The organism is Nitrospira sp. KM1 (assembly GCF_011405515.1).
Taxonomy (GTDB): domain Bacteria; phylum Nitrospirota; class Nitrospiria; order Nitrospirales; family Nitrospiraceae; genus Nitrospira_C.
This window is the reverse complement of the sequence record NZ_AP022671.1, coordinates 2284120-2308319: the sequence shown is the minus strand read 5'-3', so window position 1 is coordinate 2308319 and position 24200 is coordinate 2284120. Positions and strand designations below refer to the sequence as shown.

The 24200-nt window shown below is 57.3% G+C and carries 25 protein-coding genes; 14 read left to right on the top strand and 11 right to left on the bottom strand.

Annotated features, from left to right (window positions below; translation table 11 throughout):
• Positions 1–21 precede the first annotated feature (21 nt).
• Complete coding sequence (locus W02_RS10675) at positions 22–819, bottom strand: uroporphyrinogen-III synthase (protein WP_173047500.1); 798 nt, start codon at positions 817–819, stop codon at positions 22–24.
• A gap of 359 nt (positions 820–1178) precedes the next feature.
• Complete coding sequence (locus tag W02_RS10670) at positions 1179–1997, bottom strand: SUMF1/EgtB/PvdO family nonheme iron enzyme (RefSeq protein WP_232068514.1); 819 nt, start codon at positions 1995–1997, stop codon at positions 1179–1181.
• Between the two features lie 152 nt (positions 1998–2149).
• Here W02_RS10670 and W02_RS10665 point away from each other — a divergent pair, with 152 nt between their 5' ends.
• The 3 genes from W02_RS10665 to W02_RS10655 are packed head-to-tail and all read left to right on the top strand — an operon-like array spanning position 2150 to position 5266.
• The gene (locus tag W02_RS10665) at positions 2150–2566 is read left to right on the top strand and encodes a VOC family protein (protein WP_197741989.1); all 417 of its coding nucleotides are present in this window, start codon (positions 2150–2152) and stop codon (positions 2564–2566) included.
• Between the two features lie 17 nt (positions 2567–2583).
• Positions 2584–4215 (top strand): MBL fold metallo-hydrolase, encoded by a 1632-nt coding sequence (locus W02_RS10660; protein WP_173047496.1) that lies wholly within the window; start codon positions 2584–2586, stop codon positions 4213–4215.
• 28 nt (positions 4216–4243) lie between these two features.
• Entirely contained in the window at positions 4244–5266 is a 1023-nt protein-coding gene (locus tag W02_RS10655; protein ID WP_173047494.1) for an NAD-dependent epimerase, read from the top strand.
• A 55-nt stretch (positions 5267–5321) separates the two neighbouring features.
• Here W02_RS10655 and W02_RS10650 read toward each other — a convergent pair whose 3' ends face one another.
• Together W02_RS10650 and W02_RS10645 are read right to left on the bottom strand one after the other, a co-directional pair.
• On the bottom strand, positions 5322–5897 hold the full coding sequence (locus W02_RS10650) for a hypothetical protein (protein ID WP_173047492.1): 576 nt from the start codon (positions 5895–5897) through the stop codon (positions 5322–5324).
• Between the two features lie 167 nt (positions 5898–6064).
• Positions 6065–6757, bottom strand: coding sequence for an HAD family phosphatase (locus W02_RS10645; RefSeq protein WP_173047490.1), 693 nt, complete (start codon positions 6755–6757; stop codon positions 6065–6067).
• Positions 6758–6879: 122 nt separating this feature from the next.
• Here W02_RS10645 and W02_RS10640 point away from each other — a divergent pair, with 122 nt between their 5' ends.
• Entirely contained in the window at positions 6880–8886 is a 2007-nt protein-coding gene (locus tag W02_RS10640; RefSeq protein ID WP_173047488.1) for a cation:proton antiporter, read from the top strand.
• 119 nt (positions 8887–9005) lie between these two features.
• On the opposite strand, the gene W02_RS10635 is transcribed toward W02_RS10640, so the two are convergent.
• Complete coding sequence (locus W02_RS10635) at positions 9006–10094, bottom strand: Rieske 2Fe-2S domain-containing protein (protein WP_173047486.1); 1089 nt, start codon at positions 10092–10094, stop codon at positions 9006–9008.
• A gap of 196 nt (positions 10095–10290) precedes the next feature.
• Here W02_RS10635 and W02_RS10630 point away from each other — a divergent pair, with 196 nt between their 5' ends.
• From W02_RS10630 to nth, 5 genes are all read left to right on the top strand, one after another.
• Positions 10291–10821: a DsrE/DsrF/DrsH-like family protein gene (locus W02_RS10630; protein WP_173047484.1), complete on the top strand. Its 531-nt coding sequence runs from the start codon at positions 10291–10293 to the stop codon at positions 10819–10821.
• Positions 10822–10849: 28 nt separating this feature from the next.
• Entirely contained in the window at positions 10850–11092 is a 243-nt protein-coding gene (locus W02_RS10625) for a sulfurtransferase TusA family protein (RefSeq protein WP_173047482.1), read from the top strand.
• Positions 11093–11182: 90 nt separating this feature from the next.
• Positions 11183–12844 (top strand): glutamate formimidoyltransferase, encoded by a 1662-nt coding sequence (gene ftcD / locus W02_RS10620; protein WP_173047480.1) that lies wholly within the window; start codon positions 11183–11185, stop codon positions 12842–12844.
• A complete protein-coding gene (gene rpsU, locus W02_RS10615; RefSeq protein WP_080885572.1) occupies positions 12754–12948 on the top strand; it encodes a 30S ribosomal protein S21 in 195 nt (64 codons plus the stop codon). The genes ftcD and rpsU overlap by 91 nt, the downstream gene beginning before the upstream one ends.
• A 43-nt stretch (positions 12949–12991) precedes the next feature.
• Positions 12992–13651 carry an endonuclease III gene (gene nth / locus W02_RS10610; protein WP_173047478.1) on the top strand — a complete coding sequence of 220 codons (660 nt, stop codon included), beginning with the start codon at positions 12992–12994 and terminating at the stop codon, positions 13649–13651.
• 1 nt (position 13652) lies between these two features.
• Here nth and W02_RS10605 read toward each other — a convergent pair whose 3' ends face one another.
• On the bottom strand, positions 13653–14075 hold the full coding sequence (locus W02_RS10605) for a hypothetical protein (RefSeq protein ID WP_173047476.1): 423 nt from the start codon (positions 14073–14075) through the stop codon (positions 13653–13655).
• Positions 14076–14078: 3 nt separating this feature from the next.
• A complete protein-coding gene (locus tag W02_RS10600; RefSeq protein ID WP_173047474.1) occupies positions 14079–14429 on the bottom strand; it encodes a hypothetical protein in 351 nt (116 codons plus the stop codon).
• A gap of 97 nt (positions 14430–14526) precedes the next feature.
• Between W02_RS10600 and W02_RS10595 the strand changes: the two genes are divergently transcribed.
• The 4 genes from W02_RS10595 to W02_RS10580 all read left to right on the top strand — a co-directional run bounded on the left by W02_RS10595 (position 14527) and on the right by W02_RS10580 (position 18914).
• A complete protein-coding gene (locus tag W02_RS10595) occupies positions 14527–14958 on the top strand; it encodes a PGPGW domain-containing protein (protein ID WP_173047472.1) in 432 nt (143 codons plus the stop codon).
• Between the two features lie 5 nt (positions 14959–14963).
• Positions 14964–17615 carry a DNA polymerase I gene (polA, locus tag W02_RS10590; RefSeq protein ID WP_173047470.1) on the top strand — a complete coding sequence of 884 codons (2652 nt, stop codon included), beginning with the start codon at positions 14964–14966 and terminating at the stop codon, positions 17613–17615.
• 103 nt (positions 17616–17718) lie between these two features.
• On the top strand, positions 17719–17976 hold the full coding sequence (locus tag W02_RS10585) for a hypothetical protein (RefSeq protein WP_173047468.1): 258 nt from the start codon (positions 17719–17721) through the stop codon (positions 17974–17976).
• A gap of 59 nt (positions 17977–18035) precedes the next feature.
• On the top strand, positions 18036–18914 hold the full coding sequence (locus W02_RS10580; RefSeq protein WP_173047466.1) for a dienelactone hydrolase family protein: 879 nt from the start codon (positions 18036–18038) through the stop codon (positions 18912–18914).
• A gap of 267 nt (positions 18915–19181) precedes the next feature.
• Here W02_RS10580 and W02_RS10575 read toward each other — a convergent pair whose 3' ends face one another.
• The 4 genes from W02_RS10575 to W02_RS10560 all read right to left on the bottom strand — a co-directional run bounded on the left by W02_RS10575 (position 19182) and on the right by W02_RS10560 (position 23120).
• Entirely contained in the window at positions 19182–19562 is a 381-nt protein-coding gene (locus W02_RS10575) for a hypothetical protein (RefSeq protein WP_173047464.1), read from the bottom strand.
• A 399-nt stretch (positions 19563–19961) separates the two neighbouring features.
• Positions 19962–21236: a hypothetical protein gene (locus W02_RS10570; protein WP_173047462.1), complete on the bottom strand. Its 1275-nt coding sequence runs from the start codon at positions 21234–21236 to the stop codon at positions 19962–19964.
• Between the two features lie 91 nt (positions 21237–21327).
• A complete protein-coding gene (locus W02_RS10565) occupies positions 21328–21882 on the bottom strand; it encodes an LPP20 family lipoprotein (RefSeq protein WP_173047460.1) in 555 nt (184 codons plus the stop codon).
• Positions 21879–23120, bottom strand: a complete 1242-nt coding sequence (locus W02_RS10560; RefSeq protein ID WP_173047458.1) for a hypothetical protein — start codon at positions 23118–23120, stop codon at positions 21879–21881. The genes W02_RS10565 and W02_RS10560 overlap by 4 nt, the downstream gene beginning before the upstream one ends.
• A 48-nt stretch (positions 23121–23168) precedes the next feature.
• Between W02_RS10560 and W02_RS10555 the strand changes: the two genes are divergently transcribed.
• The gene (locus W02_RS10555; RefSeq protein WP_173047456.1) at positions 23169–24197 is read left to right on the top strand and encodes an alkaline phosphatase family protein; all 1029 of its coding nucleotides are present in this window, start codon (positions 23169–23171) and stop codon (positions 24195–24197) included.
• Positions 24198–24200 lie beyond the last annotated feature (3 nt).

Sequence of the window (24200 nt, the reverse complement as noted above, 5' to 3'; positions counted from 1 at the left end):
GGTTTTCCCCGCAAAACCCACTCAGCCGCCGCGTTTACGAGAAACGAGTGTTCCCGCCTTCATCGCGGTTTCCTTTACAAGGATTCCCATTTTGGGATGAGACGGTTCAAGGTCGACTGTCAGATTGTAGTGCTTGATTCGTTCGCTGGCGGTCGGACCGATGGAGGCGATCACAAGCTTCCTGCATGCATTGAGGAACGCTGCAGTTCGTCCATCCCGTTCAACCAGCTGCATGACGTGATCGATCTGCGCTGCGTTCGTGATCAGTAAGACGTCAATCGTGCCCTCCAGGATACGTGCGACGGCGCGTTCAAGCGATCCGAGGTCTTCCGGCAGCGCCCAGCGGTACATCGTAACCGGAAATACCTCGGCTCCCCGCGATACGAGATCGCGAATCATCTCGGGATTCGATGATCCATATTCCTGAACGACCACTCTCAACCCCTTGACCGGGCGGTAATAGTCGAGGGTGGCGATCACATCCTGCCAGGTGTTCGGTTCCGGTACGGTGATGTTCGATCCCATGCCGAGCGTCTTGAGCGCCGCGAGGGGCTTGGGGCCGCGCGTCACCACGATGACGTGTTTCATAGCCGCGATGATATCCGGCAACGCATGACGCTTTTGTAATGTCTCAAACAGTGCGCTGGCGCCCACGCCGGTCATGAGAATCAGCATGTCCACCTGCTGCAGCATCAGCTTCGCGCCGAGCCGAAATACATTGGCGTTGTCTCGAAGGGGAACCGGAATTTCCCGCATGGCCGGCACCACGAGGGGGGTTCCGCCATGGCGTTCAATGAGCCGAGACATTTCGGAGGCCATGCGACTTTCAAACGACAGGATGTGCAGGCCGTGAAAATCGTTGGCGCTCAAGGGAGGTTGTGTCGACGGTGGTCTTGAATCGGTCACGGGAGAACCGAACCTATGGTGGATGATGCAACTGCCACCGGGGTGCCAGGGAACGACCTTAAGACGGCTAGCAGGCTGTTGACAAAGTCCTCCAGCGGCGTTCTCGCATCGCTCAGAGGCTCAACGTACGGCAGAGAGTACGATTCACCTCTTCGCTCGCTGCGGCCTTGCTGGACGGCCTTTCTGAACAGCCTGCAGGGCATGCTAATGACGCCCGTGACCTCAGACACGACTCCATTTCCGAGGTCATCACGTAGTTTGTCAACACACGGCTAGCGTACGGATTTGGCGCAGCGAAAGCCGGTCGATTCGTTGCGAATGAGCGGATCGCTGTCCACCCGGGTGAAGATGCGGACCGTCGGAGTTTCGTTCTGCCAGCCGGAGCCGCGAAGCACGCGCTTGCTTCCGGAAATCGGCCCCGGAGGGTTCTTGCCTGGGCTTTTCTCATAGTATTTTGCGTCGTACCAGTCGTTCACCCACTCCCAGACGTTGCCCGCCATATCGTAAAGCCCATAGGGGCTCTTGCCGGCTTCATAGCTGCCGACCGGCATCAAGGTCTTTTCCCCCACCCATCGCTGATTGTAATTCAGATGCTTGGCGGTGGGTTCGACGTTACCCCAGGGGAAGCGCCAGTCATGATTGCCTTTTGCGGCCTTTTCCCATTCGGCTTCGGTTGGGAGCCGCTTGCCGGCCCAGCGGCAATAGGCATCCGCGTCGGCCCAATCGACATTGACCACCGGGCGGTCCGTCAAGGATTCCGGAACGGCCGTTCCCTGCCAGAGGTTCCGAGTCGGATTCGTCGGATTCTGAGGGATACGATGCCCGGTGGCTTCGACGAACTTGAGATATCGGCCGTTCGTGACTTCATAGATGTCCATGGCATACGCATCCAGAGTCACTTCGTGGCGCGGATATTCGTCCCGCCCGCCATCGCGATCACCCGGCGGCACGCCCATCGGGAAAGAACCGGCTGGAATCACGACCATTGGCACATCGTCCTGTCCGCCTGGCCGCAGTTCGTCGGCAAAGGCAACAGACACGATTCCAACAGCGAGCACGGCAACAACTGACGACGAGAATCCCCGGATCATGTGAACACTCCTTGAAGACGTAGAAAATAAGTCCCGCTCGACGCATCGTAGCATAACCGTTGCGCAACTCGCAGCCGAGCATCGATGGTGAAAATCGAATTGACGCCGCTCTGGATGGCCACCTACTATACGATGCACAGGATTGTATGAGCATGGGTCGGCATCGCGGTATCAGACACGTGGCGTTGCGCGTGACGAATTTATCCCGCTCTCGCGCCTTTTACACCGATCTGCTGGACATGCAGGTGGTCTGGGAGCCGGATCAGGACAACGTCTATTTCAGTTCAGGCTCCGACAATTTAGCTCTCCACCAAATCGAGGCGGGTCAGGTGCCAGCGTATCGTTCGTCGCCGCATCAATTTCTCGATCATCTAGGCGTCATCTTGGAAAGCCGCGAAGCGGTCGACGCGCTTTACAGCGATATGATGGCCAGGATCGAACCGCTCGGTGGGCGCATCGTGAAAGCGCCGAAAGCGCATCGCGACGGAAGTTATTCCTTCTATTGTGCTGATCCGGACGGCAACGTCATTCAAGCCCTCTACGAGCCCACCATCAGTAAACTGACCTGACCGGATAATCAGCTGACATGAGCCGAATCTGGGACAGCCTCCCCTCTCAACAGTATCTCAGCCTGGCGCCGTGGTGTTGGGTCCAGCTTGAAAGCGCCGAATCGCCCGGACCGTTTCCTTTCATCGGCGGTGTGGCCCCGGAGGTCGCCGCCGGCCTCCATGAAGCTCATGCACTCCTGGCCAGTTCGATCGATACAGCCATCAGCGACGTCTTTTCCAAGCGGGCGCCGGTGGAGGACTCTGAACGAGGGAGGCGCCTCGAGGATGCCTATGCGGAATTGGTCAATTCCAGGCCGCATTTGCGCCAGCACATCACGTGCGGCAGACAGCCCGACGGAAGCTTTCGGTGGCAGTTTCGCGCGGACCCCCAGCGTTCATCGGCGGTGATCAACGGCGGCCTTCGCATTTTTCATTCGATTAAGCGTCAGGCCGTACCTATCGGGTTCGATCAACGTCCGGTCGGTCCGATCATCGGCAGGGTATTGGGCATGTTGGACGGAACGCATCGCACCGACGAGATCAGGACGGTCGCGACCACGTCGCCCCGCGAGGCCCAGCCGGTATTGAGCCGGCTGATGGAATCGCTGCACCAATACGAGTGTCTTCGGGCGTCATCGCACGCGACCATCCGGGATACCTGGTTTGATGTCGTGCAGGATCAGGACATGCTTCATCTGGGTCACGCCGCGTTGCTCTACCGTCAGCGCGATACCGTCCTCTTGTTTGATCCTTGGTTTCTGCCGTGGTTTGCCGAGTCGTCGGTCCCATCCTTATGGGGATCATTAATCCCGAAACCCGCCGCCATTTTTCTCACGCATGACCACGATGATCATGTCGACCCTCGGACCCTCCTTCATATTCCCAAAGACGTTCCGATCGTTATCCCGAGCCGCCGCAACAAGAAGAAGCTGTTTTATGACTACCATGGCTTGTTGCGTGAGCTTGGCTTTGGCCGAGTGGTCGAACTGGCCCACGGTGAAACCTGGCCGTTCGAAGGAGGCACGGTCGTGTCCGTTCCGTTCTATGGCGAAGATCCCTGCGATTTGGAGATGCCAAGGAATTGTTATCTGATCACTGACCGCGGGCATAACGTCTTGGTCCATGCAGACAGTGGCCCCACCAATGACGGACGGTCCCCGTTGAAAGACGGAGTCATCACTCGGCTGGTCGAACGGTATGGGCCCATTCCCTTGGTCTTTGCTTCGCAGCAACAGTTACTGGAGATCCGGAGCCATGCGGTTCATGCCCCGCTCTCTCATCCGGGCAAATGGCTGGATGTCGGCGAGAACGGTTATTTGACGAACGGATACTTGGCAGAACTCTGTACGGCCGCACGGGCGAAACAGTTCGTGTCGTATGCGACCGGCGGAGCCGAGTGGTATCCGGACCATCTCTCGTTCATGTTCAGCCGGCGCAACCCCGCTCGCACGGCCCTGCTCACGGCGAATTGGGAGCGGCCGGAAAAATTGAAAGATCTTCTTTCTCCGCACGGCTGTGAGTATCATTACGGTCACGCGCTCGAGTTGTACCGGGCGAATCAAGGCGGCAGCGTGGACATCATAGCGGCGGGAGACGCTCTGGCGCCGATAAATCTCTACCGGAAGGATCACGGTGATCCGCCGTTCATGAGGCCCGAGCGTCGAGCCTGATCCATCCGTTCTTGCGAGGACAATCCCGATGACCGGACCCACATCCCTGACGCTCGTGACCGGCGTGGCCGGGTTTATCGGCTTCCATGTTGCCAAGCGGTTGATCGACCGGGGCGATCATGTCATCGGGCTCGACAATGTGAACGACTATTACGATGTGCGGCTCAAAGAGGCGAGATTGGCTCGTCTGGCTCCGTTGAACGGGTATCAGTTGGTGCGGCTCGATTTGGCGAATCGGCAGGGAATGAAGGAGCTGTTTTCGGAATATCCGATCAAGCGGGTCGTCCACCTGGCCGCCCAGGCCGGAGTCCGATATTCATTGGTCAATCCGCACGCCTATACCGACAGCAATATCGAAGGCTTCTTGAATGTATTGGAGGGATGCCGCCATTCACAGGTCGAACATCTGGTTTACGCTTCATCGAGTTCGGTCTATGGGGGCAATACACAGATGCCTTTTTCGATCCATGACAATGTCGACCACCCGGTTTCGCTCTATGCGGCCACTAAAAAGGCCAATGAGCTGATGGCGCATTGCTACGCGCATTTGTACCGGTTGCCCTGTACCGGCCTGAGATTTTTTACGGTGTACGGGCCTTGGGGCAGGCCCGATATGGCGCTGTTTATCTTTACGAAGGCCATTCTGGAAGGTAAACCGATCGAAGTGTTCAACGATGGCAAGATGCGCCGGGACTTTACCTATATCGATGACATCGTCGAAGGCATTATCCGGACCCTCGACCATACGGCACAGCCGAATCCCGACTGGTGCGGGGACAGGCCTGATCCTGGCACCAGCTCGGCTCCAGCCAGGATTTATAATATCGGCAATCACCAACCGGTCGAGCTGCTTCGCTTCATCGAGGTGTTGGAGCAGACAATCGGCAAGAAGGCGGAAAAGAAGTTTCTCCCGCTCCAGGCCGGCGATGTGCCCGCCACATACGCGGATATCGACGATCTGTCGCGAGACGTCGGATTCGCTCCTGCTACGCCGATCGAGGTGGGGATTGCGCGTTTCGTCGAGTGGTATCGGGAGTTCTACAAAATTTAAAGGGCACCGGGCTTTGAAGCCACCCGGCGCCCTGCTCGGCAAGTTTCTTTGCCCGCTACAGGCACCCTACCGGAACAAACCCCGTTCCAAAGATTCTTCCCAACGCGTGATAGCGGGTATTGTCATAGAAGGAATAGCTGGCCCCACGTTGATTTCGACCAGACAAGTCCCCTCCATAGGATGGATCTGTTCCGAAGAAAAACCCACCGCGCGACTTCTGGTTCAGATTGAGCCACTCGCCGTACATGGCGCAGACCTCAGCTTGCACCGATCCGGACGAGGCGATACTGGCATGCCAATCACCAGCCCAGCCAGGAACTGACGGTTGTTCGCCCGCACCCCCGGCGTACCGGTCCGGGGCCGAGCCGTCGTAATGAGGCACCATCGCGGTTTGCGGGCGATAGGTCGGCATATTGTCGAGTGACGGTACAACGGACAGCGGTTTGAGAGTCATGAGCGTACATCCATTCCTGTCTTTGTTCGTGTAGAGAAGGGTCCCATCCGCTTGAGGACAACTCCACATTTTCATCGGATCGGCCTCCGGCGCAGCCGGTGTATCGGCATATGCAGGACCGGACAGTGCAGATAAGAAAACGGTTACGGCAAAGAGTCGTTGAAATTGGGGTCGCATGATCCACCTCCCCTGAATCGGTGATACGAAAAACCCGAATGCGTGATCGCAGTCTTTCACGTGATGCCCGCCGCCCATGATGCTTTCAAGCTATTCCACGTCGGAGGAGGGCGTCTATTCACCTTTGGAGGGGTGTGAAGGCTTGGCAAATGCGGTAAAACGGATTGTCATCCGGCTCGAGTCATACATGCCGCCAAGAACTCGGGTGTGACTTGAAGCAGGTTCGGCAATACGAGATCTGCTTCGCATAGCTTTTCAGCTGGATAGGTCGTGCTCAGCGCGAGGATTCGCATGCCAGCCGCGCGCGCCGATCGAACACCCGCGAGTGAGTCCTCGATGACCAGGCATTGATCGGGAGCGAGGCTGGTTGTGGGCTCGATCGCGTTGAGGCGGGCCAGCGTCAGGGCGTAGATCGCAGGGTCGGGTTTTCCGATCGGACAGTCTTCCGCGGCCACGATGACCTCAAAAACTTTCTCAATGTCAGCTCCGGCAAGTGCATTGGCAATTTGGTGCCTTCGGCCGCCGGACGCAATGGCCAGCCGGTAGCGACCTTGCGCTTGCAGGACGAACTTGGTCACTCCATCAAATACTTGTGGACGATGGACTGCCGTATGGTCGAGAAACAGTTGCGTCTTCCGGGCGGTGATCCGGTCGAGCAGCACGGTGTCCAGCGTACCATCTCTAGAGGTCAGCAAGATGCCGGCACAGGTACGCTCATCCATCCCCAAATATGTTCCGTAATAGTCTTCCGCAGTCAGAATCAAACCAAACTCCGCGAGCGCCTGCTGAAAACAGGCGACATGCGACGACTCATCGTCCGCCAGAACGCCGTTGAAATCGAAGATCATAGCCCGAATCATGGGATCGCTCCAGCGACGGCCGACACCCTACGCCGGCGGTCGTGCCTTCGCAAGCGACTCGAACTTGTTCGGCCGTTCCTACTCAGGTATTCTCCGATCCCGTCGTCCATGTCGGAATACGTATGACCGATTACGGTATACTCGGAAACCTGCTCGTCATTTTCTCGGTGTCGATCGCCGTGGTCTTCCTGTTTCATCAGTTCCGGCTGCCTTCGATAGCGGGATTTCTGGTGGCAGGCGCGCTGATCGGGCCGCACGGATTCAATCTCATTTCCGACATCGGTACAGTCCAAGTACTCGCCGAGATCGGGGTCGTCCTTCTCCTCTTTACGATCGGCATCGAATTTTCACTCGTACAGCTGGCTTCGCTCCGGCGCCTTCTGCTGGTCGCCGCGCCCATTCAGGTCGGCGGTGTGCTGCTGGTCGCGTGGGCGGTGGCCCTTCTCGTCGGGATCAACTGGCAGGAAGGTATTTTTTGGGGGTTTCTACTCTCGTTGAGCAGCACGGCCATTGTTCTGAAGACATTGGCCAGTCGGGGAGACAGCGATTCCATCCATGGTCGTGCCACGATCGGGATCCTGATTTTCCAGGATCTTGCGGTTGTTCCGATGATGCTCCTGACGCCGATTCTGGCGAGCCACGCGGAAGGAGCGGGATTTTCGATTCTGTTGACGTTGGGCAAGTCGGCGCTGGTGGTCGGCGTAGTCGTCGCTGCGGCCTGGTATGCCGTGCCGAAACTTCTTGAGCACATCGTGCGGAGTCGAAGCCGTGAGTTGTTCCTGCTGACGATTATCGTGTTGTGTCTCGGCATCGCCTGGCTGACCTCATTAGGCGGATTGTCATTGGCGCTCGGAGCCTTTATTGCCGGCCTGGTCATTTCCGAATCGGAATACAGCCATCAGGCGATGGCGGAAGTGCTGCCGTTCCGCGATAGCTTCAACAGCCTCTTTTTTGTCTCGATCGGCATCCTCATGGACTGGCGTGTGCTGCTGGCACATCCGGTCATGGTCGCCGGGCTTCTTGTGGGTATCGTGGCTGTGAAGTTTGCCAGCGGGACGTTGGCGGCGTTGGCAGTAGAAAGTCCGCCACGGTCTGCGATCATGGTCGGCGTTGCGGTGGCCCAAGTCGGTGAATTCAGCTTCCTCCTTGCCCAGCAAGGTCAGGAAAACGGTCTGCTACGCGGCGATCCCTATCAGGTGTTTCTCGCCGTCTCCATTCTTTCCATGATCATGACGCCGTTTCTCATGCAATGGTCTCCCGCTATGGCACGCCGCGTCGAGGCGGTCCAGCGTCTCCGCCATTGGCTGCCAAGCCGCACGGAGGCCCACGCGATACACTCCGAAGGCAAGCACATCCGGATCAAAGATCACGTGATCATCGTGGGGTACGGGTTGAACGGCAGGAATCTCGCACGCGTCTTGAGTGAGACAGAGATTCCGCACGTCGCATTGGATTTGGACGGCGACACCGTGAGACGAGAGTCACAGCACGGCGTGCCCGTGTACTACGGCGACGGCACCAATGCCAACGTGCTGCATCACATGAAAGTGGAAGACGCCAAGGTATTAGTCGTGGCCATCTCCGACCCCTTCGTCACGAGACGCGCCGTCCAAGTGGCCAAGGGACTGAATCCAAAAATCCATATCGTGGTGAGAACCCGCTACCTGCGTGAGCTCGAGGAACTGCATCAGCTGGGGGCAGACGACGTCGTTCCCGAGGAATTCGAAACGTCGATCGAGATTTTCGCGCTCGTCCTGCGAACCTACAACATGCCGCAGGATTTCGTCACGCGAAAAGCCGAACAGATACGCCGGGAAGGGTATGCGCTATTGCGTCGCAGCGAGCTGCCGGAACTTGCCCATCACTTGCGGGGGGGAACTCTCACCGATGCCGAGGTGGAGACTTGCCGAATCGAAGACGATTCACCGTCTGCGGGAAAATCGTTCGGGGAGTTGGCCATTCGCCCGATGACGGGCGCCTCGGTCATCGCCTGGACGCGAAGCGGCATCACGGAATCCAATCCTTCGCTGAAAATCAAGCTTCTGGCCGGTGACATCGTAGTGCTGCTGGGGTCGCGCGAGCAGATTCGGCGGGCCATGAGTCTTCTGGTGGAATCGAAGACAGAATGAGTCTATCAGTCGGTTGAACGGGCCTGGGCATCCTGACGTGCGCGTGCGGGAATTTCTCTGCCGTCAGATAGCGAACGATGCGGTCTTGCCCTGGGGCTTTATGAGGACGGCCGCCGGTCTTAACTTCTCCAGCGCAACGTGACACGGCCCTTCAGGGGATGATCGAACGGCCGGCCGGTCTGCACCGATGCCAAGTGGGCGGATTTCAATTTGTAATACCATTTGGCGGGCGTATCGGCGTCGTCGATCAGCATGAGTGCGGGGTTGTAGCGCAGGCCAACCGCCTGCCGTTCCATGGCCTGTTTATCCTGTCTCATGAAAATATTGGCGAAATAACGGAAGAGCGTCTTGGAAAACGGCAGCCATCCGAGTGCGTTCCATGCGGCACAGAAGTCGATCCGACATTGCAGGTCTGTGATGGGTGTGACCGTGGCGCGTGTGGACACGAACATGCTGCCGCATTGCACGAATTCAAAGCGCTGGTTCGGCAACACAAAATCGATGGTTGTCGTCAGTGGCCCCCCATAAAAGAGGTTGAGGATCTTATATGGCCCGCTGTTCTTGGACGGTGCGTGGGGCACCATTCTGAATCCGCATGGGATGGGTTCGAACGTCTTCGCTTTCTCATGCATGCTGTCTTGCGTTCGCCACCATGAGCTTTGGTGAACAAAAGGGCCGTGGGCCGGATCCATCAAACCGACGATCCCATCGTCGATGGTACAGTCGAGGGTGGTCGATATCTGAACCATCCGATAAGGCGATGAGGGAAGAGGCAGAGGCGGGACGTCGGGAATCGTTTGATCCGGCTGTTGAGAATCAGGGATGAATACCCAGATGTAGCCGTCCCGTTCTCGGCAGGGATATGTGAGAATACCGATCTTGTCCGGTTGGATGGGAGATCCCTCCACCAGTGCCGGAATGCCCTGACACCGTCCCTTTTGATCGAAGCGCCAACCGTGATATGCGCATTCGACACAGTCATTGTGCATACGTCCAAAAGAAAGAGGCATGCCGCGGTGCGGACAAATGTCTCGCATAGCGGCTACCGCCCCCTGGGCTGTCTTGCACACCAGGATCGGCAATCCGAGCATGATGGTGCCTTTGAGGCTGCCTGGTCCGAGGTCGGAACTCGGACAAGCCGGATACCAGAACCCGAATAACGGCGCATTCTTGGAAGGCTTGATTTCGGTGATAAGATCTACATTCATCGGAAGGATGGACGCCAGGCGTGACCGCCTCACGGCCCATTGGGACTATATCCGCCGCCATTTGCAGGGTCAAGTCGTTGCCTTGACATGAAAAAGATGCGGATACTATAGTCGAATCTTGCGTTTGTAACCAACCGCTGTACGACAGCTGCCGGGCACCGTGATGATGAGGGTGTCATGAGATGATGAGGGTGTCATGATTGGTACACAGGTTGATCCGGCGGTCGCCTTGAGTGATCTTCAAACCTCCAAACCCGAGCGCGTCACGATCGTCCTATTGAGTGGAGACCTTGACCGGGCGATGGCCGCGTTCATCATCGCCACCGGCGCAGCAGCCATGGGTATGCAGGTCACGATGTTTTTCACCTTCTGGGGATTGAATACCATCCGCCGCAACGGGGCGACGAGTTCAGCCAAGGATTGGCTTCGGCGCATGTTCGGGGTGTTGAACAAGGGAGGCGCCGAGAATCTTCCGTTGTCCCGTTTTCATTTCGGGGGGCTGGGCACCAGGATGATGCAGACGGTCATGAAGCAAAACCGGATGCCGGGTGTACCGGAATTGATGCGGACGGCCATGGATCTTGGGGTGCGGTTCATTGCTTGCACGACCACGATGGGTCTGATGGGAATTACCAAGGATACGCTGATCGAGGGCATTGATCAGTTCGCCGGCGTGACCACATATTTGGCCGAGGCGAAACAGGGAAGCGTCAATCTGTTTATCTAGGTGGATGGTTCGAATCGCGGAGAACCTCATGCAGGCTGATGTGAAATTGGATACGTTGGGGTATTTTTGTCCGATGCCGATCATTATGACCTCGAAGAAAATCAAGGAACTGACCTTGGGACAGGTGCTCGAAGTCGTTTCAGACGACGAAGGCATTAAAAAGGACATGCCCGCTTGGTGCGATACGACCGGACATCAGATGTTGGGCCTGGAAGAAGAAAACGCACAATCGGGGCGAATCTACAAGGCATTTGTAAAAAAAACCAAATAAGCCGCACGGCAGTTCCGGGCGGAAGAAGCGGCAAGGCCGGAGGGATGACGCGTCAGACCTCCGGCTTTTCTTGTTCTAGGGTACGGACCGATGAATCAAATCGTGGAATGCGTGCCGAATTTCAGTGAAGGACGAAATCAGGCGACGGTGCGCGCTCTCGTGACTGCTGCGTCCTCCGTTCACGGTGTCCGGGTGCTCGATCATACGATGGACCGGGACCATCATCGATCTGTTGTGACATTTGCCGGACAGTCGGAGGCAGTACTCGAAGCCGCGTTTCGTGTCATTTGCGTGGCTACAGATCGCATTGATCTGCGCCGCCATCGGGGAGGGCATCCGCGAGTGGGAGCGACCGACGTGGTGCCGTTCGTGCCGATCCGTGGCGCGACGATGCAAGATTGCGCGCAATTGGCGAGACGCCTCGGACAACGGGTGGGACAGGAACTGGAGATTCCCGTCTTTCTGTACGAACGAGCGGCACCACATCCGGATCACGCACCGCTCGAAGCCGTGCGCCGGGGTGGGCTTAAAGGATTGGCGTACCGCATGGCCTCGGATCCCGACTGGAATCCGGACTTCGGTCCCTCCCGGATGCACAAAACGGCTGGAGCGGTCATTGTCGGAGCGCGAGGTCCATTAGTTGCCTTCAACGTAAATCTCCGATCAACTCAGCTTGAGGTCGCGCAAGCCATTGCCAGAGCCGTGAGGCAATCCAACGGCGGCGTATCGCATGTCAAAGCCATCGGCGTCGCGCTCCCCAGCCGCGGTCTGGTACAAGTCGCCATGAATCTGACGGATATCGAGCAGACCTCGGTTCATGTCGCGTTTGAAGCGGTGCAGGCGGTGGCCTCTCTTCATGGGGTTGCCATTGCAGGGTCGGAGATCGTCGGACTGGTCCCGCGGCAGGCCCTGACCGATGCGGGAATCGATGCATTGAGACTGGAAGGCTTCGATCCTGGGCAGGTCCTGGAGTCCAAAATCGAGGACGGCGGCGGCCATCGTCTCACGACCCGCGACCGTGATAAAGCCGAACCTGCGATAGATCTGCGGGAGGCGACCGTCTCACAATTGTTGGATGCAGTGGGGGCGGCCGAACCGGTTCCTGCCGGCGCTTCCGTCATCGCGATCGTTGGCGCACTTTCCGCTGCACTTGGCCTGATGGGTGCCAGACTCGGACGCCAACGGAATCTTGAACGTCGTTTTTCGTCAGAGGTTGCCCGCCTGGGTGAATTGGCACAGGCGGACGGAGCGGCCTATCGCAGGTACCTCCTTGCTACGGGACTCGAGAAATCCAATCGTCGTCGCACCGCCGCCCTCTCATCGGCGCTCCACCGTGCGACGGACATTCCGCTGGAGATCGCCGAGCGCGCCGTCGAGGCTGGAACGCTCCTTCATGAATGTTCGCGATACGCTAAAACGAGGATGCAGTCTGATTTGAAGGTCGGATTTCTGCTGGCCCTCGCTGCTGCCGAAGCTGGCCTGCATACGGTAGCTCAAAATATAAAAATACAACCAAATCAGCGGCTTAAGGCCAAGATTCGTCAAAGATTCAAGCGTACCACCGTTTGTCTTGAGGAACTTCGGAGGCTGTGTTACACTCCGGCCGCGAGTCAGGAATCTTCTGTACAGGCTTTGCCTGAGAAAGTGCGGATACAGCGCGAATGGAAATCAAGGTCTTCAACAACAACGTTGAAAAAGCCCTCAAGGTCGCCAAGAAAAAACTCGCCGGGGAAGGTCTCTTCAGGGAATTAAAGCGGCGTCGGTACTACGAGAAGCCGAGCGTCAGGAAGAAGGCCAAACAACGCGAGGCGCAACGGCGTCGACAGAAGTGGCTCTCCAAGCGTAAGCCCGAATAGGATTCGCCGACTTCTTCTCGGGTTTGGCCTCTTCAGTCTCTCCATGCGGCAGGATCAGGTTCCAGCGGCGATTCGGATCGTCAAGCGTGAAATCCGCCAATGGCAGGAACCGGTCGTCGGAGTGGTCGCACGGGAGTCTGGCCGAGACCCTTTCAGAATTCTCATCTCCTGCCTGCTGAGTCTCCGAACGAAGGACAAAACGACCGCAGAAGCCAGTGCGAGACTCTTCGCGCTCGCCCACACTCCGTCTGAACTGCTGAAAGTGCCCGCTGCACGGATCGAACAGACGATCTTTCCTGTCGGGTTTTATCGAACCAAGGCGAAATCTATACATGCGATCTCCAGGCGACTGATCGATCAGTATGGTGGACGGGTCCCTGACTCGATCGACGACCTGGTCACTTTGCCCGGGGTCGGTCGCAAGACCGCCAACCTTGTTGTCACGGTTGGATACCACAAGCCCGGTATTTGTGTGGATATCCATGTCCACCGTATTACGAACCGCTGGGGATACATCCGGACGGCGACTCCGGACAAGTCGGAAGTCGCGTTGCGTGCCAAGTTACCGAAGCGGTATTGGATCATCTTGAACGATTTGCTGGTCCCATTCGGACAGCACCTCTGCCAGCCGGTGTCGCCATTTTGCAGCCGATGCAAGATTGCTCGCTATTGCGACCGGGTTGGGGTCACGCGGTCCCGATAAATCAGATGAACAGTTTGGTTTCGGCCTGCGCGGTGAGAGCGAGAATGGCAGGGAGGCCCATGACGTCATCCACGTGCTTCGCCACTGTATCTCTGTCCACCCCCATGTACTCCAGCCCGGCGCTGCACGCGATCAGACGAAACCGTCCGACCTGCCTGGCTTCGTGAAACATTTCAGAAATGGTGGGGACGTTCTTCTCCTTGAGAAGCCCGGCGACTTCGTCCGCGGATGCGGTGTACTCGGGCGGAAAATCAATGTGATCGATTTCACCGGCCGCGAGTTTTTTGATCGTCCAGAACAGCAGCACGACAATGACATCCTTGTCGAGCGCGGCGGCGGTGAGACCGAGCGTCGCGACCTGATGGAGTTTGTCGTAGGTTGCGTTATGGGCAAACAGGACGAACTTCGGATTGGCCTGACTCATGGCTTACTTTTTCTGTGCCCGCGCTTTGACGCTGTTGACATAGTCGGTGATTGCGCCGTCCACTTCAACGGGGGCGAGCGGGCGATCATGCGTTTCGCTTTCATCGACCAGATACTTTTCATGGTCCTTTTCCTGACGGACCACGACGGTGTTCTCCGGCGTCACCTCCACGAGCATGTACCACTCGCGTGACCCTTGTGTGATCAGGACTTCCTTTCCCAGACCCTTCTTCGTGATTTCTATAGTCAATTCGTCCGCCCCAGCCTGGAGAGCGCTTGGGAACGCCGCGCCCACTGAAAGCACAAAGAGGCACTGCGCGAGGACGATGCCTAGAGCCTTGGGCGTTTTCTCCATGGACAAATTATAACTTCAGCCGAGAGTGCAGTAAACGGCTTTGCCCGCGCGCCGTTCCCTTGAGCGCCCCCAAGGTGCATGTTAGGATGCCCGATCCATGGATTGGCTGCTTTCAACCACACAACAGTATGTTTCGGCTCAGACATTGATTACCCTGACGGTGCTCTCGGTCGTCTTTTTCATCGGCACATTGATCGCAATTCCGTTCATCCTCGTGCGGCTGCCGGCCAATTACTTCGATACCCGAGTTCCCCGGCCGTGGATGCAGGACCATCATCCGGTTCTGAGGACCGCCGGCCACGTGCTCAAGAACCTGATTGGAGCGGTATTTGTCTTCACGGGATTTCTGATGTTGTTCCTGCCGGGGCAAGGTGTCTTGACCATGCTGATTGGGATTTCGATGTTGGATTTTCCAGGTAAACGAACGGTCGAAGCCAAACTCGTCGGCCACCCGACCGTCCTCGGTGCCATCAATGCGATGCGACAGAAATTTGCGAAACCCCCTCTCGTGCTCGCCCCGGACCCCTAACCGTCATGACGATCTCCGAGACGAAGCGGAAGACGCTCTATCTCATTGACGGGAGCGCCTATGTCTATCGCGCATTCTTTGCGCTGCCGCCCCTGAATAATTCACGGGGGATGCAGACCAACGCCGTCTATGGATTTACGACGACGTTGATGAAGATCATTCGAGAGCACAAGCCGGACGGTCTTGGGGTCGTCTTCGACGAGCCGGGTCCCACGCTTAGGCATGAAGCGTTCAAGGCGTATAAGGCGCAGCGGCCTCCGATGCCCGATGGCATGCAGTCGCAGATTCCGTACATTCATCGCGTGGTCGCTGCATTCGCCATGCCCGTCGTCAAACTTGCCGGGTATGAGGCCGACGATCTGATCGGCACTCTGGCCAGACGGGCGGAACAGGCCGGCTACTCCGTCGTGATTGTCACGGGCGACAAGGACATGCTGCAGCTGCTCACGCCCCACACCCGCATCTTTGATCCGGTGAAAAACAAATGGCTGGCCGAGACAGAGTGCCGCGAGCGTTTCGGGGTCGAACCCGGCAGGGTGGTTGAAATCATGGGTCTTATGGGAGACAGTACTGACAATATTCCGGGTGTGAAGGGAATCGGTGAAAAAACGGCAATAAAATTGATCGCGCAGTTCGGAACGATCGATGCCCTGCTCCAGCGTCTGGATGACGTGACACCTGCCCGCATGAAAGCCTTGCTGTCGGAGCAGGCCGACAATGCCCGGCTGAGCCGCAGTCTGGCCATGATCGATGTGAACAGCCCGGTCGAGTTCGATCCGAGCCTCTTCGACCTCAAGCCGTCCCACACTGAGCAGCTGAGAGACCTGTTCCGGGAGCTTGAGTTCACAACACTTCTCAAAGCACTTCAACCTGCTTCCGCAGTTGAAGCTCCGCCTCCGGCTCAGACGATCACCGACGAAGAGGCCGCCCGGCAGTTTGTCGAGGGATTGCCTCATGGAGAAGATCTCGGAATTCGCTGCCTCTTTTCGGAGAAAGGTCATACACCCGCGGAAATGCAGGGCATGGCCCTCACCTCGGGAGGAAAGACCGCATTCATTCCGCTCGATGTGAGGACGTATATGCGCCCCATCACCGCACTTCTGCATGACAGGTCGAGAACCAAAGTCGTGCACGATCTGAAGACGGCTCTGCTGGCCTTTCATCGCCTCGGGATACCGCTCGAGCCGCCCTGTCTGGATGTCATGGTTGCAGACTACTTGCTCAACCCCAACCGGCGGGACCACCAGCTGGAAACCATCGCCTCGGAGGTGCTGGACGTCAAGCTCGGGGCGGCCAAGCCGTCGGCGGAAATCCCGCAATCACTCTTCGAAATCGACAATGCGTCACGCGACGAGGCGGCCCAGACATCGGCCGTGTTGGCCCAACTGTCTCCAGTTCTGACCGAGCGGTTAGCGGGCCAAGGGAGCCTCGATTTGTTCCTCAAGGTCGAGATGCCTCTTATTCCGGTGCTAGTCGAGATTGAGCGGAACGGATTTCTTCTCGATGTCGAGGGCTTGCAGGGGCTCAGCAAAGAGCTGGAGCGGGACCTCGATGCGATGATGGAAACGATCGCCCGATTAGCAGGCGGTGCGTTCAACATTAACTCCCCGAAGCAACTCGCGGCCGTGTTGTTCGACACGTTGGGGCTGAAACCGGTCAGAAAAACCAAAACCGGATTCTCGACCGATGAAGACACGCTCAGTCAACTGGCCTCGCAGCACGAATTACCGGCTCAAATTCTCAACTACCGCAGTTTGAGCAAGCTCAAATCCACCTATGTTGATGCCCTGCCGCAATTGGTGTATCCGGAGACGAAACGCCTGCACACGTCGATGAATCAGACTGTGGCGGCCACCGGCCGTCTGTCCTCGACGGATCCGAATCTGCAGAACATTCCGGTGAAGGGGGATTATGGGCTCCGCATCCGTGAGGCATTTATCGCGCCGAAAGAACATCACTTGCTCTGCGCGGATTACAGTCAGATTGAGCCGCGCATCCTCGCGCATTTGTCGCAGGACCCCCGTCTGGTCGATGTTTTCAGTAAAGGCGAGGACATTCATATGGCGACGGCGATGGAGATTTTCAATCAATCGGCCGGCCATATTACGCGTGACATGCGCCGCGTGGCCAAAACCGTCGTGTTCGGCATCGTCTACGGTATCAGCCCGTTTGGGCTTTCGCAGAACATCGGGATTTCACAGTCCGATGCCAAAACATACATCAATACATTTTTTGAGAAGTTTGCAGCCGTTCGTGCATTGATGGACCGCAATATCAGCGATGCCAAGACGAAGGGGTATACGACGACGATTCTTGGCAGACGGCGGCCGATTCCTGAACTCCAAAGCGGTGATCCGATGCAACGGGCGCTGGGCGAGCGGATGGCCGTCAACAGTCCCATTCAAGGTTCAGCGGCTGATTTGATCAAGGTTGCCATGCTCAACGTCCATGCTCGGCTGCAGAAGGATCTGCCTCATGTCAAAATGATATTGCAGGTGCACGACGAATTGATCTTTGAGGTGCCCGGGGGGGAAATCGAGGAAGCCAAGCTCCTGGTGAGGGAAGAAATGGAACATGTCGGAACACACCTGGGATTGTCTGTGCCGTTGAAAGTCGATCTCGGGGTCGGAAAGAATTGGAGGGCGGCGCATCCGTGAAAAAGTGGACAAATGCTGGGAATCTATTGTGTTGTATCGATAGGTCATCCGAGCTGCGTTCACTCCGGCCGCATTGAATCTTTGCGTCCAAGGGAGGAATATTATGAAAGTGGAACGGCTGGGAATCGTCATGCTCGGTTTGAGCGTCACTCTCTGTGCGGGCACGCTCTCGCTCCTCTTCGTGCAGCCCTTTACGGCTAAAGCTCAGGAAGTGAAGCGTATTCAGTATCGTATCGTGGAGGTCTTGCACGACACAGATGCCATGCAGCGAACGCTCAATGAATTCGGAGGCAGCGGCTGGGAGTTGGTCACCGTCAGTGCGGGAGACCTCACGTCGCCGCGGATGATATTCAGGAAATAACCATCTCCGTTAAAGGAAATGCAGAGCCTCAACGTACATTCGTCCGAGCAGGAGTGAATATGACAGACGGTGGTCGACCGGGAGAACATCTTTTCAGCAATCTTGATGCTGACGATGTGACTCGGCGCGGGATCATCCTATCAGCTCTGGCGGTCGGTTTTGCCATGGCCGTGCGCCCTGTATGGGGCGAGACGATCACGACGGATTCCGCCGGTATGACGGCAGGAGAGGTTCTCATTCCTACTGAAAATGGCAGTATTCCAGCCTACCGAGCTATGCCGGCCCAGCGACGATCGTGTCCGGTCGTGCTCGTCGTGCAGGAGATTTTCGGCGTCCACGAACATATCAAAGATGTGTGCCGGCGTCTTGCGAAGCTGGGGTATCTCGCGGTGGCGCCGGAGCTCTATGCGAGACAGGGCGATGTATCGAAACTTTCCGATATCGACGAAATCCGCAAGATCGTAGGTAAAGTCCCTGATGCCCAGGTGATGGCCGACCTCGATGCAACCGTAAAGTGGGTGGAAACATCGCCTGAAGGCGATGTCGACAAGCTTGCGATTACGGGATTCTGCTGGGGCGGGAGGATAGTCTGGCTCTATGCCGCTCACAGCCGCCGCCTCAAAGCCGGCGTGGCCTGGTATGGCCGACTTGTCGGGGCAGCCGGCGAACTTCAGCCCAAGCATCCAATCGACGTAGCCGGCAGTTTGAATGCTCCCGTTCTTGGTCTATATGGCGGCAGCGATCAAGGGATTCCACTCGACACGGTTGAGCGAATGCAGGGTGCGCTCAAGGCGGCGAATGATCCATCGAGCATTGTCGTGTATCCGAACACGCCTCACGCATTCCATGCCGACTACCGGCCCAGCTATCGTAAGGAGCAGGCGGAGGACGGATGGAAACGGTTGCAAGCGTGGTTCAAGCAATACGGCGTGGCCTAGTTCGAGGTTGAAATCCAGTCGTGGGTTGGTTCACCAACTGATCAAAACCAGTTGCCGATCGATTTGCCCCGGTGACAGCCATGCCTCCCAGCCGATCGGTTGCTGCGGATGATCTCACCACAATAGGATGACCTGAGCGGCCAGGCGTTCGATCCCGGCTCGGCGTCAGCACGTCCTGCCAGAAAATATCTGAGATCTTGGTCTGTTTGATGATGTAACAAGAGGTCGCACATCGACCTCTTGTTACATTGGCCGTTCGCGGGTTGACTATTCGAGTAGCCGGATGACTTGCTGGCCGGCGGCGAATGTCGATGCCGCAACTTTGCTGCCATTCATGGAAACATGGATGTCGATGGCCACGCCCCCGTTGGCGTTGAGCGCTCCGCCGTTGATCCGGTCGAGAAAATCCAGCTTCTGCCCCTTGTCCAGCCTGGACCAGCTCTTGTGGTCCACTTCAACGGCCAGGAGGCTGTCGTTGACGTTTTCCGCCGCGAGCATCGGATCGATGAAGCCCGCACCTTGAAGATATCGAGCTGCGGTGGCGACGGCTTTGCTCCGTTCACCCGCGTCTTTTGCCGTGCGGGCGGTCGCGCCTTCGACAGGTGATTGGAACAGAGCGACGGCAAGGGTCAGTGCAGCGGTTGTCATGCCAATTCTCCGGGGCACACTCGACATGCGGACCATTCGGTTCCTCCTCGGTTGATCTTTGACGATATAGGGATGAGTCGTAAAGAATGTGATCGTGGAGCTCAAAGCGGCAAAAATTTCCGCGTGACTCGCTGGTCGGATCTACTCGAAGCAGTCCTCCTTTCTGTGAATTGAAAGCCGGGGTAGAGTGAGCAAGCTTTGGGCCGCACACATGAATCAACAGACAGAAACGAAGATGTCGCAGATACGAGAAATCAATAGCTTAGATATGGACGATTGCTTGGGATCTTCCGTGAGCAGGAGAAGATTCAAAAAATGTTCAGGTGCTGACAGAAAATGGTTCAGTCCGGGACGATCTGAACGTTGTTGTAGGCAAATCGCGAACGAGCCGTGAGGGTTTTAGGCGGCGGCACGATACATGCCATCGATGATTTGCTTGAGATTGAAGAGCATGATGTCGCGGCGAGTGTACACGGCGTGGCCATAATAATGGTCGCGTGGGTTGGCGGAGCCGGTCGAGTCTTGATAGTCGATTAACAGACCGTGTCCCTCACTCGGAATCCGTACGGCGCGGCGCGCGCATTCCAGCCAACGCTCGAACCCGTCGTAAGGCTCGACCAGTTCCCATACCGCCTTGTTCGCCGCCTTGGCCTGTTCAGTCGGCGGCATGCTGTCGCTGCCGGCCACCGCCAATTCCTGGACATAGTCGCCGCCCCAGGCAATGGGCATCTCCATCGTGATTTGAGGAAGCTCCATTTTCGACAGCCAAGCCTTGCCGTCAGAGCGTAGCTGACGATGATTCACGACGTGCAGTAACTTGCCGATGCCAGACGGATCCCATCCGTAACGGACCGGCGTCCCGAGCGTGACGATATCGAGCGTGACGCCATGGAGCACTGATCCCGTGGGGAACAACGGTTCCAAGATTTTCAGCAGGTGGGTCACGTCCGTCAGGTTGTTCCGTTCGGCATAGGTAGCAATCAGCCGCAGAAGCGTCGATCTGCCCACGATTGGGCTTGGACAAAGAAAATTGGACGCAAGCGCGGTCACCAGCCCGGACTGTCCGTGCGCCAACACGAGAATCCTGTCATCTGGTTTAAGGCTCTGACTTTCACACAGGGCGCGGAGGTCGCCGAGCAGCCGCAGGGACGCGAGAAGCCGGCCGAGGTGGAAGTGTTCGCAAGACCAGAGTCGCCGGACGACGGTGATCGGATGCGCCGGATTGCTGTTTAGCCCACTGCGACACTGCGTCACATAGGCGTCGGTAAAGTTGCCGGCGTCTCCGACCTGACTATCGATCACCTGCCGTGTCTTGTCGTCGCCGGCAAACGGAGGCTTGAGGCTCCCAGCGAGTGGAGGAATACCGTTGTTGCCTTCGCGCATGTAAGCGAGAAGCGCATCGACGCCGGACACTCCGCGGGAATACCCTCGTTTCAAACCTCCCGCTTCATCAAGTCGTTGCATGCCGAACACATCGCTACCATGGATGACACCATGGAAAAAAACGACGGCTCGGACACCTGCCTCGTGCAGCCGGCCGGCGCATTGGGACATCTCATTGCGCCAGAGTGGACTATCGGGGGCGGGCCCGGCAGCCAGTTGAGCATAGCCGACACGCTCGCCGGGATTTTTCCTCGACAGCTCGTCATGCTGAAAATTATTTTCGATCGGCATGAGGACTCGTACTTACCGCAATCGCGTCTTCGTCCGCAACTGTCGATGGAGGTAGGAGACGATCGCGCTGGCCTGCGGAGAGTAGTGGAGGCTATGGTTTGGCCGAGGCTTCGTGGCCGTCTGTCGATCCGGCTCGAGCCTGGGTTTTCGGCATGACGGCGGTCGCAGAACAGGTTTTTCCCGATTCGTCGATCTGTCGGTCCACGATCTTCACGCCCTGCAAATACTCTTGCACGATTTCTTCTCTCGTGACTTCGATATCTTGATCGACGTCCTTCCCGGACCGCTCGCGGACGCGATCGACCATATGTTCTTTGACAAGAATCCGGATCTGCTTGGCGAGATCGGTCCTGGCTGACAATTCTGACACCCGCTGACAGACGATGGTCCCTTTGGACATATCGCCTTGACCTTTGCCGATCAGAAATTGATCCGGAGAGTATGAGGCTCGTTCCCCGGCGCTTCGTGGCGGGACCACGGCAGATTTTGAGGGGTCTGACGATCGCTGCTGACTTTGCAGTCGATCAAAGGACTGTTCGGCGCGGCCCCTCACCTCATCGACTTCTGCTTCCGCTGTGCGAATGGGTATTGTCGGAAAATGTATAACCAGCAAAAAAAGCGCCGCCCGGAACACCATGGTCTTCACGGGTGACCGTTCCCGCCGCCGATGCTGATTTCTTCATTCTGCAGCATGATGGTTTCAGCCGTTCCAGTTGAGCGCGAGGCTGGTGATGACGATGCCGATGTGCCGCGCGACATGCGAGAGGACCGGCTCAATTGACGTGTGTCGGTGACGATGTCTGATCCTTGGGATGCCGGTACCCCATTGTCCTCGGTGATCTCGTTCAATGTTTTTGCATGGGCCCGCTCTCCGGGCGGAGGCACGAGTTGATAGCTCGGTATCGCAGGAGCGGTACTTCCCGGTGCCGGCGGTGTGGGTGGGCGATGCGGTACCGGAGGCCGCGGCGCACTCATGACCTGTCGCGCGGCTTGCACATGTGGGCTTCCTGGATAGAGCCCGCCGGCGAGGTTCAACAGTGACTGCGTTTGAGCGAGTCCGGCCAAGGGGGCCACTACTGGCGAAGTCAGCACCCAATCGGTCCAGGCCTGAGATACCATGGCGTTGGATTGCACCTGATCCAGGATCCTCTGACGGTGCTCTGTCTCATGCGTCGCCTGTTCGGCCGTGGACGCCCGGGACAGTGCATGATTGACAGTGCGTAATTGTTGGTGCAGACCGTCAATTTCACGGCGGAGCGTAATGAGCTGTTGCCGCGCGTCTTCGTTCTGTCGCAATGCGGAAATCGCCCGACGGACCTCGTCGCTATCGACTTGGGCGACAAGATCGACCGTGACGACGACCCGATGAGCTTCCAAGTCCACTTTCGTCCGTTGGTCAAGGATCAGTACCAGCCCGGCTGTGTAGGTTCGAATCTCGTCCTTGGTGATATGAAGTTGGTCGACGACCGTCACACTTTCGAGATAGGTCGCTACCTGCTCAAGTGCGTCCCGTTTCGCGGCCTCTGTCGCCATGCGGACCGCATCCTCTCTCGTATCGCGGTCGCTCATCAGATGTTTGCCCTGGGCTGTGACAATACGCACTTCGGCCCGGACGAAATCTGGTATGAAAACAGACAGGGTGAACGGCAGCAGCATGGCGATGCAGTAGGGCAGGCAGCGAGGTGTGGATCTGGTCGGGACCGCTTGCGTGGAAGGCCGAAGGAGCATCGAGTAGACCCTCGTCAGGGATGCGGGTGTCTGGATCATCCTCCGTCCGACGGCTCCGTCATGCGATCGGATCACTTCGAGCATAACACCCGCCAACCCCTTTGAATAGAGGCGCCGGGGTCCTTGCTGGCGTCTTGCCTTCCCGAAAATTCGCATGCTAAGGTACCTTTTCTTTTGAGTCCAATTATGCACAGAGGGTTCCCTATGACGAGCGGATCTTGGCGCATTCCCGTTCTTCTTGTCGGACTTATGCTACTTTTCCTTGAACCCCAATCCGGTATCTCTGCTCCGGCACCTGTTTCCCAGCCCCAGACCGCTGCTCCTTCCACTCCTCCGACGGAATACGTCGTCTTATTTGTCCTCGAGGGGTTCAGTCAGGAATCGCTGAAAGGCAGCACCATGCCCACGCTGGGTCGCCTGATTAAGGACGGGTCGGTGACGTGGTCTGCGACAGCAGTAAAACCTGCTCTGCGGTTACCCACCATGGCATCGTTAATTACCGGCATGCCGGTTGAAAAACATGGCATTACCTGGAACGCCTTCGAGTTCAGCCGTGGTTACCCACGCTCTCCAAGCGTGTTCGATTACCTCGATTTGAGCGGGGGGCGAGACAGCGCAATCTTTTTCATGGACGAATCGCTGTATCAATTGGCGAGACCCGAACCGTATACAGATTATCAAATGTGCGGGCCGCTCAAACCGGAATGTAGCACAGAGCGAATCGTGTCCTATATCCAGCAATATTTCAAGAAAGCGACCAGCGGCCACGGATATGGTCATGCGATTCCTTCGTTGCCTCATCTTCTCGTCGTCCATTTGCCGGAAGCCGGACGGGTCGGCGCCTCCCGTGGATGGGCCTCAAAGGAATACCGGGAAGCTCTTCGCTCCGTCGATAAGGCGATTGGCTCAGTTCTGGACATCTATAAGACCCAGAGCCTGCTCAACCGGACGACCGTATTTGTCACGTCCTTGACGGCGGAAGGGATGGATGCCGCCCAGGACCGCACGGATGGATCTACACCGGTTGTGCCATGGATCGCTTCCGGGGTCGGGATCAAGCACGGGCACGCCATTCACCAACCGGTTTCAATCATCGATACCGGCGCCACGGTCATGCGCACGTTGGGACTTCAAACGCATACTGAATGGGAAAGCCGGGCAGTGGAGGAAATCTTTCAGCACGCCTTCGTCGCGGCCGCGCCGAACTCCAATGTGCCGGATATGATTCCGTAGGGA

Coding starts and splice junctions, on each gene's coding strand:
- W02_RS10655 (WP_173047494.1), top strand. CDS start 4,244: ATGACCGGACCCACATCCCTGACGCTCGTGACCGGCGTGGCCGGGTTT.
- polA (WP_173047470.1), top strand. CDS start 14,964: ATGACGATCTCCGAGACGAAGCGGAAGACGCTCTATCTCATTGACGGG.
- W02_RS10560 (WP_173047458.1), bottom strand. CDS start 23,120: ATGCGAATTTTCGGGAAGGCAAGACGCCAGCAAGGACCCCGGCGCCTC.
- W02_RS10675 (WP_173047500.1), bottom strand. CDS start 819: ATGGCCTCCGAAATGTCTCGGCTCATTGAACGCCATGGCGGAACCCCC.
- W02_RS10555 (WP_173047456.1), top strand. CDS start 23,169: ATGACGAGCGGATCTTGGCGCATTCCCGTTCTTCTTGTCGGACTTATG.
- W02_RS10660 (WP_173047496.1), top strand. CDS start 2,584: ATGAGCCGAATCTGGGACAGCCTCCCCTCTCAACAGTATCTCAGCCTG.
- W02_RS10665 (WP_197741989.1), top strand. CDS start 2,150: ATGGGTCGGCATCGCGGTATCAGACACGTGGCGTTGCGCGTGACGAAT.
- W02_RS10635 (WP_173047486.1), bottom strand. CDS start 10,094: ATGAATGTAGATCTTATCACCGAAATCAAGCCTTCCAAGAATGCGCCG.
- W02_RS10575 (WP_173047464.1), bottom strand. CDS start 19,562: ATGACAACCGCTGCACTGACCCTTGCCGTCGCTCTGTTCCAATCACCT.
- W02_RS10625 (WP_173047482.1), top strand. CDS start 10,850: ATGCAGGCTGATGTGAAATTGGATACGTTGGGGTATTTTTGTCCGATG.
- W02_RS10595 (WP_173047472.1), top strand. CDS start 14,527: ATGGATTGGCTGCTTTCAACCACACAACAGTATGTTTCGGCTCAGACA.
- W02_RS10640 (WP_173047488.1), top strand. CDS start 6,880: ATGACCGATTACGGTATACTCGGAAACCTGCTCGTCATTTTCTCGGTG.
- W02_RS10645 (WP_173047490.1), bottom strand. CDS start 6,757: ATGATTCGGGCTATGATCTTCGATTTCAACGGCGTTCTGGCGGACGAT.
- nth (WP_173047478.1), top strand. CDS start 12,992: ATGCGGCAGGATCAGGTTCCAGCGGCGATTCGGATCGTCAAGCGTGAA.
- rpsU (WP_080885572.1), top strand. CDS start 12,754: ATGGAAATCAAGGTCTTCAACAACAACGTTGAAAAAGCCCTCAAGGTC.
- W02_RS10650 (WP_173047492.1), bottom strand. CDS start 5,897: ATGCGACCCCAATTTCAACGACTCTTTGCCGTAACCGTTTTCTTATCT.
- W02_RS10600 (WP_173047474.1), bottom strand. CDS start 14,429: ATGGAGAAAACGCCCAAGGCTCTAGGCATCGTCCTCGCGCAGTGCCTC.
- W02_RS10670 (WP_232068514.1), bottom strand. CDS start 1,997: ATGATCCGGGGATTCTCGTCGTCAGTTGTTGCCGTGCTCGCTGTTGGA.
- W02_RS10585 (WP_173047468.1), top strand. CDS start 17,719: ATGAAAGTGGAACGGCTGGGAATCGTCATGCTCGGTTTGAGCGTCACT.
- W02_RS10570 (WP_173047462.1), bottom strand. CDS start 21,236: ATGCCGATCGAAAATAATTTTCAGCATGACGAGCTGTCGAGGAAAAAT.
- W02_RS10630 (WP_173047484.1), top strand. CDS start 10,291: ATGATTGGTACACAGGTTGATCCGGCGGTCGCCTTGAGTGATCTTCAA.
- ftcD (WP_173047480.1), top strand. CDS start 11,183: ATGAATCAAATCGTGGAATGCGTGCCGAATTTCAGTGAAGGACGAAAT.
- W02_RS10605 (WP_173047476.1), bottom strand. CDS start 14,075: ATGAGTCAGGCCAATCCGAAGTTCGTCCTGTTTGCCCATAACGCAACC.
- W02_RS10580 (WP_173047466.1), top strand. CDS start 18,036: ATGACAGACGGTGGTCGACCGGGAGAACATCTTTTCAGCAATCTTGAT.